Annotated in this window: 12 protein-coding genes and 1 pseudogene; 7 read left to right on the top strand and 6 right to left on the bottom strand. The window is 66.2% G+C overall.

Going from position 1 to position 13,411, the window contains the following annotated elements; genetic code table 11:
• The first annotated feature begins 21 nt into the window (after positions 1–21).
• Positions 22–654: a LysE family translocator gene (locus ACNQQL_RS10805; protein WP_347064106.1), complete on the top strand. Its 633-nt coding sequence runs from the start codon at positions 22–24 to the stop codon at positions 652–654.
• Positions 655–1,154: 500 nt separating this feature from the next.
• Here the strand turns inward: ACNQQL_RS10805 and ACNQQL_RS10800 are convergent, their stop codons facing one another.
• The 4 genes from ACNQQL_RS10800 to ACNQQL_RS10785 form a co-directional block, all read right to left on the bottom strand.
• Positions 1,155–1,403 carry a hypothetical protein gene (locus ACNQQL_RS10800; protein ID WP_347064105.1) on the bottom strand — a complete coding sequence of 83 codons (249 nt, stop codon included), beginning with the start codon at positions 1,401–1,403 and terminating at the stop codon, positions 1,155–1,157.
• A gap of 117 nt (positions 1,404–1,520) precedes the next feature.
• Positions 1,521–2,495, bottom strand: a complete 975-nt coding sequence (locus tag ACNQQL_RS10795; protein ID WP_347064104.1) for a threo-3-hydroxy-L-aspartate ammonia-lyase — start codon at positions 2,493–2,495, stop codon at positions 1,521–1,523.
• A gap of 51 nt (positions 2,496–2,546) precedes the next feature.
• Positions 2,547–3,185 carry a helix-turn-helix transcriptional regulator gene (locus ACNQQL_RS10790; protein WP_072438622.1) on the bottom strand — a complete coding sequence of 213 codons (639 nt, stop codon included), beginning with the start codon at positions 3,183–3,185 and terminating at the stop codon, positions 2,547–2,549.
• A 50-nt stretch (positions 3,186–3,235) separates the two neighbouring features.
• Positions 3,236–3,751, bottom strand: coding sequence for a YbaK/prolyl-tRNA synthetase associated domain-containing protein (locus ACNQQL_RS10785; protein WP_175963586.1), 516 nt, complete (start codon positions 3,749–3,751; stop codon positions 3,236–3,238).
• Positions 3,752–3,997: 246 nt separating this feature from the next.
• Here ACNQQL_RS10785 and ACNQQL_RS10780 point away from each other — a divergent pair, with 246 nt between their 5' ends.
• From ACNQQL_RS10780 to ACNQQL_RS10770, 3 genes and pseudogenes are all read left to right on the top strand, one after another.
• Complete coding sequence (locus tag ACNQQL_RS10780) at positions 3,998–4,186, top strand: hypothetical protein (protein ID WP_034180926.1); 189 nt, start codon at positions 3,998–4,000, stop codon at positions 4,184–4,186.
• Positions 4,187–4,741: 555 nt separating this feature from the next.
• On the top strand, positions 4,742–5,887 hold the full coding sequence (locus ACNQQL_RS10775) for an Acg family FMN-binding oxidoreductase (protein WP_347064103.1): 1,146 nt from the start codon (positions 4,742–4,744) through the stop codon (positions 5,885–5,887).
• 68 nt (positions 5,888–5,955) lie between these two features.
• A pseudogene (locus ACNQQL_RS10770) lies at positions 5,956–6,072 on the top strand (3-alpha-hydroxysteroid dehydrogenase); the annotation flags it as partial.
• A 51-nt stretch (positions 6,073–6,123) separates the two neighbouring features.
• Here the strand turns inward: ACNQQL_RS10770 and ACNQQL_RS10765 are convergent.
• Positions 6,124–6,525 (bottom strand): hypothetical protein, encoded by a 402-nt coding sequence (locus ACNQQL_RS10765; RefSeq protein ID WP_347064102.1) that lies wholly within the window; start codon positions 6,523–6,525, stop codon positions 6,124–6,126.
• 73 nt (positions 6,526–6,598) lie between these two features.
• On the opposite strand from ACNQQL_RS10765, the gene ACNQQL_RS10760 reads away from it, so the two are divergent.
• The gene (locus ACNQQL_RS10760) at positions 6,599–8,464 is read left to right on the top strand and encodes a phosphoenolpyruvate carboxykinase (GTP) (protein WP_347064101.1); all 1,866 of its coding nucleotides are present in this window, start codon (positions 6,599–6,601) and stop codon (positions 8,462–8,464) included.
• Between the two features lie 284 nt (positions 8,465–8,748).
• Here the strand turns inward: ACNQQL_RS10760 and ACNQQL_RS10755 are convergent, their stop codons facing one another.
• Positions 8,749–10,413 carry an acid phosphatase gene (locus ACNQQL_RS10755; protein WP_347064100.1) on the bottom strand — a complete coding sequence of 555 codons (1,665 nt, stop codon included), beginning with the start codon at positions 10,411–10,413 and terminating at the stop codon, positions 8,749–8,751.
• Positions 10,414–10,885: 472 nt separating this feature from the next.
• Here ACNQQL_RS10755 and ftsH point away from each other — a divergent pair, with 472 nt between their 5' ends.
• Together ftsH and ACNQQL_RS10745 are read left to right on the top strand one after the other, a co-directional pair.
• Positions 10,886–12,859 carry an ATP-dependent zinc metalloprotease FtsH gene (ftsH, locus tag ACNQQL_RS10750; RefSeq protein ID WP_347064099.1) on the top strand — a complete coding sequence of 658 codons (1,974 nt, stop codon included), beginning with the start codon at positions 10,886–10,888 and terminating at the stop codon, positions 12,857–12,859.
• Between the two features lie 83 nt (positions 12,860–12,942).
• Positions 12,943–13,410, top strand: a complete 468-nt coding sequence (locus tag ACNQQL_RS10745; protein WP_072438613.1) for an OsmC family protein — start codon at positions 12,943–12,945, stop codon at positions 13,408–13,410.
• Position 13,411 lies beyond the last annotated feature (1 nt).

Genomic DNA, 13,411 nt, shown 5'->3' with positions numbered 1-13,411 from the left:
GCATGTCGCGAGGAGCAGGCGATGCTGTTCATCAAGTCCGTCGTAATGGGGCTGTCGATCGCGGTACCCGTCGGCCCGATCGGCATGCTGTGCATTCAGCGCAGCCTGAGCCGCGGCTTTCAGGCAGGGTTCGCGACGGGTGTCGGTGCCGCGTGCGCCGACGCGATCTACGGCCTGCTCGGCGCGCTGGGCATCGCGGGCATCGTCACCGCATTCCCGATGCTGACCGTCGGCCTGAAGATCGGCGGCGGCGCGTTCCTCGTGTGGCTCGCGTGGACCATCGCGCGCCAGGCGCCGGCCGTGTCGGCGCTGCAACGCGACCTGCCGCGCACGACCGTCCTGCGCGATTTCCTGACGACGTTCGGCCTGACGCTGTCGAATCCGATGACGATCCTGTCGTTCGTCGGGATTTTCGCGGCACTCGGCCCGTTGTCGGGCGCGCGGGAAGGCGCGATGTGGCCTGCCGTGTCGCTGATGGTCGCCGGCGTGTTCATCGGTTCCGCAACCTGGTGGCTGTGCCTGAGCGGCGCGACCGCCGCGCTGCGCACGAAGATGTCGTTCGCGTTCATGCACGGGCTGTCGCGCGTGTCGGCCGCCGTCGTCGCGGCATTCGGCGCGATCCAGGTGGTCGCGGGCGTGCGCGGCCTTGTCTAGTCCTGAAGCGGGGCATCGCCTTTCGACCGGATGTCGTCGACAGCCGTCCGCAGATGTGCGAGCAGTTCGAGCATCACGGCCGCCCGAAAGACAATCGAAATAAACCGACCTCGACGTCGTAAGGGTGAGGAGGGCCTGATGGTCTTCCTCGCGCCGGATGCAGCTCAGCCCACGTCTGGTTTGTCGTTCTCAAGGAAAGATCACTCTGGGTGATCTTTTTTCTTTCTGATCAAACCCGTTAATGACTTGGCGAAAGATCGGTTTCGATGCGGCGGGTGTCGTCGAAGCGGTCGGTGGCGCCGAGCGGCGACACGCTCGTATCGATTGCCGAACGGCTCGGCCGGCGCGCATTGCGCGTGCCGAGTTTCGACAGTCGGAATCACTGTACGGAGAACTGAATATGCTCGGCGCACCGACGACATCCTCGCTGCGCGCAATCCGTCGCTGCCGTCGTTCCGACAATGACGACCGCGCGCGGCAGCGCCGGCCGGCACGCGTCGTTACATGCGGGTGCCGGTGTGCGTGCGGCCGCTCGGGTCGCCGCCGCGGTCGGGCGGCGTATTGTTCTGATCGATCTTCGCGAGCACGAAGCCGGCGGCCGGCAACGCGCCGGGCGAACGATGGGGCGCCTGCGCGACTGCGTCGTGCGGCGATGAGGCGGGAAAACCGGCTGACGTAACGCCCGGTTGAGCGAACGCCGAAAGGGAAACGGCCGCCAGGGCGGCGGCGACGATCGCGTGCGTGTTCATGATGGCTCCTTCACGACTGACTTCAGGACAACGTAATCAGTCTAGGGCGCGAAACTTAACGCGACGTGAAGGAGCGGCGGCGCGCAGATGACAGGATGTTCATGCGCGCCGCGACGTTCATGCCGATGTCGATACCAGCGCGCAGAAGTTCTCGAGATCGACGTTGCCGCCGCTGATCACCACGCCGACACGCTTGCCTTGCAGCTGGTCCTTCATCCGTCGCACGGCGGCGAACGACAGGCAGCCGGTCGGCTCGACGACAATCTTCATACGCGTCGCGAAAAAACGCATGCAGTCGACGAGTTCGGCGTCCGTCGCGGTGAGGATGTCGTCGACGTCGCGGCGGATGATCGGGAACGTCAGGTTGCCGAGGTGCTGCGTTTGCGCGCCGTCGGCGATCGTGCGCGGCGTGTCGATATGCACGATCGCGCCCGACCGGAACGATTGCTGGCCGTCGTTGCCGGCTTCCGGCTCGACGCCGTACAACGTCGCGTGCGGCGACAGCGCACGCGTGGCCAGCGCGGTGCCCGACAGCAGCCCGCCGCCGCCGAGCGGCGTGAATACCGCGTCGAGCGGCCCGACTTCGTCGAACAGCTCCTTCCCCGCCGTGCCCTGGCCGGCGATCACGTCCGGATGGTCGTAGGGCGGGATCAGCGTGAGCCCGTGCTTCTCCGCGAGATCGCGCCCGATTTGCTCGCGATCCTCGGTGTAGCGGTCGTAGGTCACGACGTTGCCGCCATAGCCGCGCGTCGCGGCCATCTTCGCGGCCGGCGCATCCTGCGGCATCACGATCGTCGCCGGGATACCGAGGATGCGCGCCGACAGCGCGATCGCCTGCGCATGGTTGCCGGACGAGAATGCGACGACGCCATTGCGGCGCTGCTCGGCGTCGAAGCGCGCCAGCGCGTTGAATGCGCCGCGGAACTTGAATGCGCCCATGCGCTGCAGGTTCTCGCACTTGAAGAACACCTGCGCGCCGAGCGCCTCGTCGATCGTCCGCGACGTCATCACCGGCGTGCGGTGCGCATGGCCTTCGAGCCGGGCCGCGGCGGCGGCAACGTCGTCGTACGTGGGGAGAGTCGGAGAGTTCATGGTCGTTCGAGGGTCGGAAAGTTTAGTCAACATGAAAGCAGCGCGGTTGTTTCATTTCGCATCGTTGTACACGGTCGCGCGCGATACGCCGAGGTGCTGCGATACGATCTCCATCGCGCGGCGCACTTCGAGAAAGCCGTCGGCCTTCAGCGTCTGCATCAACTCGCGGCGCTGGTCGGTCTTCAGTTCGCGCGGCGTCGTCGCGAGGCGCGTCGCGAACGCGTCGATGCGTTGCCGGATCGCGTCCGCGCCGGCCGGGTCGAGCGTTTCGGCGACGGTGTCGCCATCCGTGCTGCAGAACTGGTTCAGCATGCCCTGGAAGCCGCGGAACAGCGTGACGTCGGCATTCAGGCACAGCGCGGCCACGTAGCGCCCGGTCGAATCCTTGATGCCGATCGACGTGCTTTTCGCGGTGCGACCGTCGGCGAAGCGGTTCGGGTAGTTCGCGAGCACCTGCGGGAAATCGTCGTCCTCGATGCGGGCGAGGCCGAGCTCGGTCGCGGGGTCTCCGACCGCGCGTCCGGACAGGTTGTTGTGGATCGCGAGGATCGCGTGCTTCGGCGTGCGCAGGTCGTGGACCACGACCTCGGTGAACGGCGCGAACATCTCGCCGAGCCCTTCGGCGATGCGCTGCACCTGTTCGATCAGCGATGCCTGCTCCGACTGTGCTTTGTTTCGGGTGGTGGTCATGGTGGGCTCGCGTTCAGGTTTCGGATCGATGCGACGGTTTCGGGAAACGGTCAACCGGCGTGTTCCTGGTCGGCTGTCGTTTCCGGCCGCGTGATGTCGGCCAGCAACGGGCGCGCGATCCGCACGTAGTCGGCCGCATCGAGCACGACCGAGCGGTCGAGGCGGCCCGCGTTGAACGCGATCTCGTCGTTGCGTTCGACCAGCGCGGGATCGACGACGAGCGCCACGTTTCCATCGAACACGAATGGCGGCACGGCGCCCATCACGCAGCGGGTAACGGCGGCCGCGACATCGGGCGACGCGAGCGTCGCCTTGCGGCGGCCGACGGCATCGGCGACCTTGCGGAAATCGATCTTCAGGTGGCCGGGGATCACGGCGAGCGCGGTCGTGTCGCCGCCGTCCTTGAACGTGCACAGCATCGCCTTCGCGCCCTGTTCGGGGCGCGTGCCGCGGATTGCGGCGATTACGTCGGATTTACCTTCCGCCGGGTGCTCCAGCACGCGGAAACGGGCGCCGGACGTGGTCAGCAGGTCGCAAAGCGTGTCGAAAACGGGGTAGTCGTTCATGTCGCTCATGTCGTTCCGGGCGGATTGGTCGATGGATTGTCCAATTATAGACGTTTTGTCATGATGGCAAGCGTTTATCGCTGAACTGGTCCTTTGGCGCATGCCGGATGACCTTTGGCGTAACTGCGATCACGGAGGACGACGAATCTCGACGGCAGATCAATTCGACTGCCGGGGTTGCATACGGAATCGTGGAAGCTAGACTGGAAGTTCCCCATGCAAACCATGGAGGGAGGCATGACGACCATGACGACCATCTATGTCGTGAAGACCGGTGAGCAGTTCCTCTGCACCGGTGAGGATGGCGACATCGGCATGGCACCGGTGATTGAAGACGCCATGTCCTTTCTGTCGTATGAGGAAGCGAAAAAAGCGGCGAACGAGAACGCCGACCCAGGATACGAAATCGTGACCGTCGACATCACCGTCCGCTGACGCGGAGTTCGTTTCGCCAGCGACCTAGCCGGGTGCATCGGCAATCGGAAACTCCTTCGACTCGCTTGACTCGTGTCAAGAGCGCCAGCCCGCCGTGCAGCATGATATGCATGTGAAGAAAAAAGTTGGCGGCTTCAAACACTGCGATTGAAAGAATACGCACGATGCGAAAGGAAGACCCGGCAGAGCATGCTGGCTCCCGCTCACGATACTTTTGCCGCGGTTGGCGCCCGGCACTGTATGGCAGGATGTGGACCCGAATCCATGCGTGGTTGACTGGACTTGGCGTGCTGCCGCGCATCCGTGTGTGTCTGGACACGCAGACTGTAGAAGTGGCCGGCCAGCTGCACATGTCCTTGTACCCGTTGCAGTTGAAGGTGAACGATATCTTGTATCGCCTTCGCCTACGGTTCGCAATTGGTCCCCAAGCGTGAATTGACTTCGGAAAACTTGCAAGTTGGAAGCACAACTCACGATGAACTCTTTTCATCGCCATGATTTTGCGGACTCGCGAGTTCTCGCGGCGCTGCCCCTTGTAACTTTGGCGCTACGCGAGTGCATTCAACGAAGCGGGCTGCCTGCATCAAGGCAGCCCGCAACTACGTTCTCGTGAACCGGCGGGGTTTCATCGTCGGCGCCAGCGGCGGCGCCCTGATGATGGCGAGCGGCGCCGTCGCGTGGATGTCGACTGTGGGTTCAATGGTCGACTACGAGGCCTATGCAAACGGCCTGCGCACCGGTCTGACGATGCCGGCGGACATACGCGGCCTCCTCCGCTATGCAACGCTCGCCGCCAACAGTCACAATACGCAGCCTTGGCGTTTTCGCGTCGGCGAAGGGACCATCGACGTTCTGCCGGACTTCTCGCGAAGGACACCGGCTGTCGATCCAGAAGACCATCATTTGTTCGTGAGCCTGGGATGCGCGGCGGAAAACCTCGCCATCGCGGCTGCAGCGACAGGGCGGCCCGGCGAGCTCCAGATGAATCCGGACGGCGACTGGGCACGTTATGCATTCGTGAGCGGATCAATGAGGACGAGTCCGCTTTATGCCGCGATTACCAAGCGACAATCGACCCGCACCGAATATGACCGGCGTCCTGTTCCTGTCGCCGAGCTTGCATTGCTCGAACAGGCCGCGGCCATGCCCGGCGTCCACTTGATAGTCCTCACCGACCGGACGCGGGTCAACAAGGTCAAGGATCTGGTCGTGGCCGCCAACGGCGTTCAAATGGAAGATTTGGCCTTCCTGGCCGAACTGGAGCAGTGGATCCGCTTCAACCCGCGCAGCGCCATGATGTCGGGCGATGGGCTGTTCTCCGCTACGAGCGGGAATCCCGTGCTGCCGAGCGCTTTCGGCCGCTTCGCGTTCGAACGTTTTTTCACCGCCCGCACCGAGAACGACAAATACGCCCGCCAGATCGATTCGTCAGCCGGCATCGCCGTGTTCGTCGGCGATCGGGCAGACAGGGCGCATTGGTTCAAGGTCGGCCAGGCTTGCCAGCGCTTCGCGCTCACAGCGACGAACCTTGGGATCAAGGTCGCCTTCGTCAATCAACCCGTTGAAGTCGCGCGCTTTCGCTCTGAACTGGCAGCCCTTGTCGGCCAGGCCGGTCGGCGGCCGGATATTGTCCTGCGCTTCGGCTACGGGGCGACGCTGCCTTTCTCACCCCGTCGTCCCGTAGAGGCGGTGCTGGCATGATGTCATCGATCTCGCCGAGCGGTTGACGTCGGGCAAGCACGCGTAAAGGGATGACGGATGACTGACTGTTTGCGAACGTGCCGCTGCGGCGCGTCGTCCTGCCCGACGAGATCGCACGCGCGACGTTGTTCCTCGCGAGCGACGAAGCGTCGTATTACCCCGGATTGCCGGGCGCGCCGTTTTGAGCAGGGGCGTACATCACGCGTTGAGCACGATGTTTGTGTACGCAACCTAATTCAGGGTTTGCCTGAGTAGCGAAAACGAGAATTCGCCGGGCGCGCATGTGCAATTTTCATGCGCGCAGCCGGCGGGCCGAACTTGCCGCTTTCGCCAAACGCTTGTCCGACGGACGTTCCCCGCGTTTCGTCCCCGACAGCGATCGCATCGACGCAGTTGAAATGACTTTCCTGCAACACATGTGCCTGCATGTCGTGACAGTTGTTTCTTGTTGCAACGCAACGCCCGCTCGATAACGGCGATGGTATGCTGGCCGGCATGGAAGTTGTAAGGCAGGTTGCTGGCATGGCGAAACTCGCGTTCGCATCTTCTAACGAGACATCACATCCTCTCGCCCGCATCGCGGCATCGACACGCGCACAGCTCGCGTGCCCCGCGTTGCGCGTTGCTGCGTCCTGCATTCCGATCGCATTCCCCATCTGGCGGGTTCACCCCGCGTCCCCCATTCCCGTCCAATAATCTGGAGACATCCCCATGTCGCAAAACAATCTGGCCGAAGCAACGCACGGCCCGCTGATCGCTCCGCCGGCTTTCGTCAAGCATCGCAAGCTGATCGACTGGGTGTCGTGCATCGCGGCGCTCACGGAGCCCGATCGCGTCGTGTGGTGTGACGGTTCGCAGGAGGAATACGACGCGCTGTGCCAGGCCATGGTCGACCAGGGCACGCTTACGCGCCTGAACCCGGCGAAGCGCCCGAACTCGTATCTCGCGCAATCCGATCCGTCCGACGTTGCACGCGTCGAAGATCGCACATTCATCTGCGCGGAATCGCGCGACGACGTCGGCCCGACCAACAACTGGGTAGCACCCGCCGAAATGCGCGAGACGCTCAACGAGCTGTTCCGCGGCTCGATGCGCGGCCGCACGCTGTACGTGGTGCCGTTTTCGATGGGCCCGCTCGGCTCGCCGATCGCGCACGTCGGCGTCGAACTGTCCGACAGCCCGTACGTCGTGGCGAACATGCGGATCATGACGCGCATGGGCCGCGACGTGTACGACGTGCTGGGCGAGGACGGCGAGTTCGTGCCGTGCGTGCACAGCGTCGGCCATCCGCTCGAAGCAGGCGAGCAAGACGTGCGGTGGCCGTGCAACCCGGTCAAGTACATCGTGCATTTCCCCGAGACGCGCGAGATCTGGAGCTTCGGTTCGGGCTACGGCGGCAACGCGCTGCTCGGCAAGAAGTGCTTCGCGCTGCGCATCGCGTCGACGATGGGCCGCGACCAGGGCTGGCTCGCCGAGCACATGCTGATCCTCGGCGTGACGTCGCCGGCCGGCAAGAAGTATCACGTCGCGGCCGCGTTCCCGTCCGCGTGCGGCAAGACCAACTTCGCGATGCTGATTCCGCCGCAGGGCTTCGACGGCTGGAAGGTCACGACGATCGGCGACGACATCGCGTGGCTGAAACCGGGCCGCGACGGCCGCCTGTATGCGATCAACCCGGAAGCCGGCTTCTTCGGCGTCGCGCCGGGCACCGGTGTGAAGACCAACCCGAACGCGATCTCGACGCTGAAGGAAAACGTGATCTTCACGAACGTCGCGCTGACGGAAGACGGCGACGTGTGGTGGGAAGGGCTGACCGACACGCCGCCCGCGAAGCTGACCGACTGGCAGGGCAACCCTTGGACGCCGGAAATCGGCAAGGAAACGGGCCGCAAGGCCGCGCATCCGAATTCGCGCTTCACGGCGCCGGCCGCGCAGTGCCCGTCGATCGACGCGGACTGGGAGAACCCGGCCGGCGTGCCGATCGATGCGTTCATCTTCGGCGGCCGCCGCTCGACGACGGTACCGCTCGTGACCGAGGCGCGCGACTGGGTCGAAGGCGTGTACATGGCCGCGACGATGGGCTCGGAGACGACCGCCGCGGCAGTCGGCCAGCAGGGCATCGTGCGCCGCGACCCGTTCGCGATGCTGCCGTTCTGCGGCTATAACGTCAGCGATTATTTCGCGCACTGGCTGAAGCTCGGCAAGCAGCTCGAAGGCGCGGGCGCGACGTTGCCGAAGATCTACTGCGTGAACTGGTTCCGCAAGGACGCGAACGGCAAGTTCGTATGGCCTGGCTTCGGCGAGAACATGCGCGTGCTGAAGTGGATGCTCGACCGTCTCGAAGGCACCGGTGGCGGCGGCGAACATGCGTTCGGCGTGTCCCCCGCTTATGAAGACCTGCACTGGGACGGGCTCGATTTCACGCGCGAGCAGTTCGCCGCGGTGACGTCGATGAACGCCGACGAATGGCGCGAGGAGCTGAAGCTGCACGCGGCGCTGTTCGACATGCTGAAGCTGCGCTTGCCGGCTGAAATGACCGACACGATGAAGAAGATCGAGCAGCGCCTCGGCGGCTGACGATCCGCAACGATGCATTGACCCTGACGTCCCGCCGCCGGCTTCCATCGCCGGCGGCGGGACGTTTTTGCATCGATGCCGTTTCTCCATCCGCATCTGGCGAAATGCGACGCGGCGGGCCTGTCCACGACGGACATACGCCGCGCACGCGGTGCGCGACGCATTGCGCCGCGCCGCGTAGCGTGGCCGCAAATGCACGACGCCCCGGGCAATCGATCGCATTGCCCGGGGCGTCGTCGTTTCAAGCGGTGAACCGGTGAACCGGTTAGGCGGCCAACCCGCCGTCAGCCGAGATCGAGCGCGTTCGTGAGATCGCCGGGCGGCGTCTCGCCGCGCGCGGCGAACGCGTTGTTGCGCGCGGCCACGCCGTCGAGCGGCGCGAGCCCGTGCACGCGGCTGATGAAGCGCAGGATCGAGTTCGTGTCGTACAGCGTGTGATCGACGAAGCCCTTCTTCGCGAACGGCGAGATCACGAGCGCCGGAATCCGCGAGCCCGGCCCCCAGCGGTCGCCGACCGGCGGCGCGACGTGATCCCACCAGCCGCCGTTCTCGTCGTGCGTCATCACGATCACGGTGTTGTCCCATTGCGGCCCGCGCCGGATATGGTCGATCACGGTCGCGATGTGGCGGTCGCCCGATTCGATGTCCGCGTAACCCGCGTGCATGTTCAGGTTGCCCTGCGGCTTGTAGAACGTGACGGCCGGCAGGCGCCCCGCATCGATGTCGGCGATGAAGCGGTTCGTCGACGGCTCGTCGCCGAGCCCTGCATCACGAAGGTGCCGTTGGCGCGCGGCGGTGCCCGGCGCGTAGTTGCGGAAGTAGTTGAACGGCTGGTGGTGGTACTGGAAATCGGGCACGGTGCCCGTGTCGCGATGCTCGAGCGCGTATTGCCACGCGCCGCTGTACCACGCCCAGTCGATGTTCTTCTCCGACAGGCGATCGCCGATCGTCGCGTAGCCCTGCGGCGGCAGTACGCGATGGTCGGCCGGATCCGCATACGCGGCGTTGCCCGGGTCGGGCGGCGGCACGTAGCTCGGCTGGTACGGCGGCGCCATCGTGTTCACGCCGTAGCCGTCGGGTGTCAGCGGGCCGTCGCCCGCGAACTTCGGCGGGCCGTCGAGCGCGGATGCCGGCGAATCGGCGGCGAGCGCGAGGCGCGTGCCGGCCGGATCGTCGCCTTCGACCTTCGACAACAGCTTCGCCGCATGCGGATGCTTGTGCGCGTCCGGATACAGCGGCGCCTGCGCGGAAATCAGGAACATGTGGTTCAGCCACGAACCGCCGAAGGCTGCCATGAAGAAGTTGTCGCACAGCGTGTATTGCCGCGCGAGATTCCACAGCCGCAGCGTGTCGGCCGAATTGCGGTAATGGCCCATCACGAGGCCGCCCGAATCGGCCCACGCGGCGAACTGGTTGTTGCGGCCGGCCGCGATCTGCATCTGGTTCTGATAGAAGCGGTGCCACAGGTCGCGCGTGATCACGCCGTTCGGCAGCGGCTTGCCCTGTGCGTCGGCGATCCGGAACGGCGCGTTCGGCAGCTTGTCGATGTCGCGCTCGGCGATCGCGTAGCGCTTGCCGTCCACTTCCTGCGCCTGCGGCACGAGCCCGCCCCAGATCTTCGGCAGCACGGGCAGCGGCGTCTTGCCGTCGCGGTCGAGCTGCCGCGCGTGCTCGGGCCGCACCTCGCTCAGCGGATGGCGCACGCCCGGGAAATCGCCGTACAGGTTCGCGAAGCTGCGGTTTTCCGCATAGATCACGACGATGTGGCGCACGCGCTGGCGCAACGCTTCGTCGATGCGCTGGTCGGCGGCGGAGCGCGGCGCACTGCCCGGCGTGGTTTCACAGCCGCCGAGCGCGACACCGGCACCGAGCGCGGCGAGGCCGCCGAGTACGCGGCGGCGGTCGGGATCGGCGGGAAGGTCGTCGGGGCGATCGGGGGTGTCGGTCACGTCGTGGGCTCCTCGAATGGGCAGGTTGGCGGTGTGGATCGATACACGGCCGCGTCGCTCGGGCTGCCGCGATGCGAAACGGACAGCAACGGCCGGCGTCGCGCAAAAGCAGGTGCGATGCAACTGTCACACAAATGTCATGAACGCGACTATAACGCGGCGGGTGCCGCCGACGAAAGGTGTTTGTCGGACGATTCGACTTGCGCGGCGGGCGATGCGCGACGCCCGCGCGCGAGCTAGACTGAATTCAGGGGCGGCGCGTCGCGGCGTGTCGCCCGGGCGACGATCGCCCGACGGTGCCGGCCGACGGCGCCGCCGCGGCGTCATCGATGCGACGAACCGAGGCGACACAGCGAGACGACGATGACGCGGATGAATGCCGCTTCCGCATGGCTGCCGATGCCGCGCGCCGGTCGCGTGCGGTTGTCGGAGTGAGTGCGCGCCGCACCGTGCGTGCGGCTGGTCCGATGCCATGGACAGGAAATTCGACTACCCGGGATTGCTGATCGCGGCGGGCTTCTTCGTGCTGTTCGCCGCGCAGTTGCTGATGCTGCACCCGGCGTCGGCGTCGATCGCGTACAGCGATTTCCACCGCCTCGTCGCCGCGCGGCTCGTCGACGATCTCGAGGTCGGCCCCGCGTCGATCACGGGCACGCTGAAGATGCCGCAGGCCGGCACGATGCTGCCGGCGTCCGAAGCCGCGGCCGTGCAGCAGGCCGGCGCGCCGTGGCGCTTCACGACCAACCGCGTGACCGACGAGCATCTGACCGACACGCTGACCGCCGCCGGCATCCGCTATCACGGCACGCCCGACACGGGCTGGATCGCGTCGCTTGCGTCGTGGCTGCTGCCGCTCGTGCTGTTCGTGTTCGTGTGGAACATGATGCTGCGCAGGCGCGGCGGGCTGCAGGATTTCACCGGGATGGGCAAGAGCCGCGCGCGCGTGTACGTGCAGCAGGAAACCGGCATCACGTTCGACGACATCGCGGGCATCGACGAGGCGAAGGCCGAGCTGCAGCAGCTCGTCTCGTTCCTGCGCAACCCCGACCGCTACCAGCGGCTCGGCGGCAAGATCCCGAAGGGCGTGCTCGTCGTCGGCGCGCCGGGCACCGGCAAGACGCTGCTCGCGCGCGCGGTGGCCGGCGAGGCGGCCGTGCCGTTCTTCTCGATCAGCGGCTCGGCGTTCGTCGAGATGTTCGTCGGCGTCGGCGCCGCACGTGTGCGCGACCTGTTCGAGCAGGCGCAGCAGAAGGCGCCGTGCATCGTGTTCGTCGACGAGCTCGATGCGCTCGGCAAGGTGCGCGGCGTCGGCCCGATGTCGGGCAACGACGAACGCGAGCAGACGCTCAATCAGCTGCTCGTCGAGATGGACGGCTTCCAGGCCGGCTCCGGCGTGATCATCATGGCCGCGACGAACCGGCCGGAGATTCTCGATCCCGCGCTGCTGCGGCCCGGCCGCTTCGATCGCCACATCGCGATCGACCGGCCCGACGTGAACGGCCGCCGGCAGATCCTCGGCGTGCACGTGAAGCGCGTGAAGCTCGCAGCCGAGGTCGACCTCGGCGAACTCGCGTCGCGCACGCCGGGCTTCGTCGGCGCCGATCTCGCGAACGTCGTCAACGAGGCCGCGCTGCATGCGGCCGAGCTCGGCAAGCCGGCGATCGGCATGGCCGACTTCGACGAGGCGATCGACCGCGCGTTGACGGGCCTCGAGCGCAAGAGCCGTGTGATGAACGCGCAGGAGAAGCTGACCATCGCGTATCACGAGGCCGGCCATGCGCTCGTCGCGGAAAGCCGTGCGCATTGCGATCCGGTGAAGAAGGTGTCGATCATTCCGCGCGGCGTCGCCGCGCTCGGCTATACGCAGCAGGTGCCGACCGAGGATCGCTACGTGCTGCGCAGGAGCGAGCTGCTCGACCGGATCGACGCGCTGCTCGGCGGGCGCGTCGCCGAAGAACTCGTGTTCGGCGACGTGTCGACGGGCGCGCAGAACGATCTCGAACGCGCGACCGCGATGGCGCGCCACATGGTCATGCAGTACGGGATGAGCGAGAAGATCGGGCTCGCGACGTTCGACGACGGCGATACGCGCCAGGGCATGCCCGGCGCATGGCATGCGGGCGCCGGACGCTGCAGCGAGCACACGGCCCGGATGATCGACGACGAGGTGCACGCGCTGCTGGCCGACGCGCATGCGCGGGTCGCGGCGACGCTCGGCGAACGTCGCGATGCGCTCGAACGTATCGCGCGACGGCTGCTGCAATGCGAAGTGCTCGAACGCGACGCGCTGCAGGCGCTTATCGGCGGGCGCATCGAACCGTCGTCCGCGGCGGCGGCAGCCGACGGCGATGTCGGTCCGCGCGGCGACGCGCTCGCGCCGGAGCAGGCGTCGGCGGTCGAGCGCGATTTCGTCGCGTACGGGCCGCCGCGCGAACCCGAACGCTGAACGCGCCGCAATCCTGCGGCCGGCGCGTGTCGATGCGGCGATGCGCCGGAATTCCTTTCCCTCTTTCCAGCTACGGAGTCGCCATGAGCGAGGCGCACGTATCGGTCGAAGTCGCGCAGCAGGCGCGATTCGGCTTCGAAGTCAGATTTGCCGGCACGACGCTGTCGCCGGTGCTCATCGATGAACCGCCGCCGCTCGGCGACGGGCGCGGGCCGAACCCGATCCGGCTGCTTGCCGCGTCGGTCGCGAGCTGTCTCGCGGCGAGCCTGCTGTTCGCGCTGAACCGGCAGCATGTCGATCCGGAGCCGGTCACCGCGCGGATCGACGTCGACATGGCGCAGAACGAAGCGGGCAGGGTGCGCGTGAGCGCGATGGCCGTGCGGCTGTCGATCGGCAAGACGTGGGCCGATCTCGCGGCGGCGACGCGCGTGCTCGATCAGTTCGATGCGTATTGCGTGGTGACCGAGAGCATACGTGCGGGCATCCCGATCTCGGTCGATGTGTGCGACGTGAATGGCGCGGCGCTCGAATACGCGGCGACGGACATGTGAG

Source organism: Burkholderia sp. LFS061 (genome assembly GCF_047978125.1).
Taxonomy (GTDB): Bacteria; Pseudomonadota; Gammaproteobacteria; order Burkholderiales; family Burkholderiaceae; genus Burkholderia; species Burkholderia pyrrocinia_C.
This window is presented reverse-complemented; position numbering and strand designations above follow the sequence as displayed.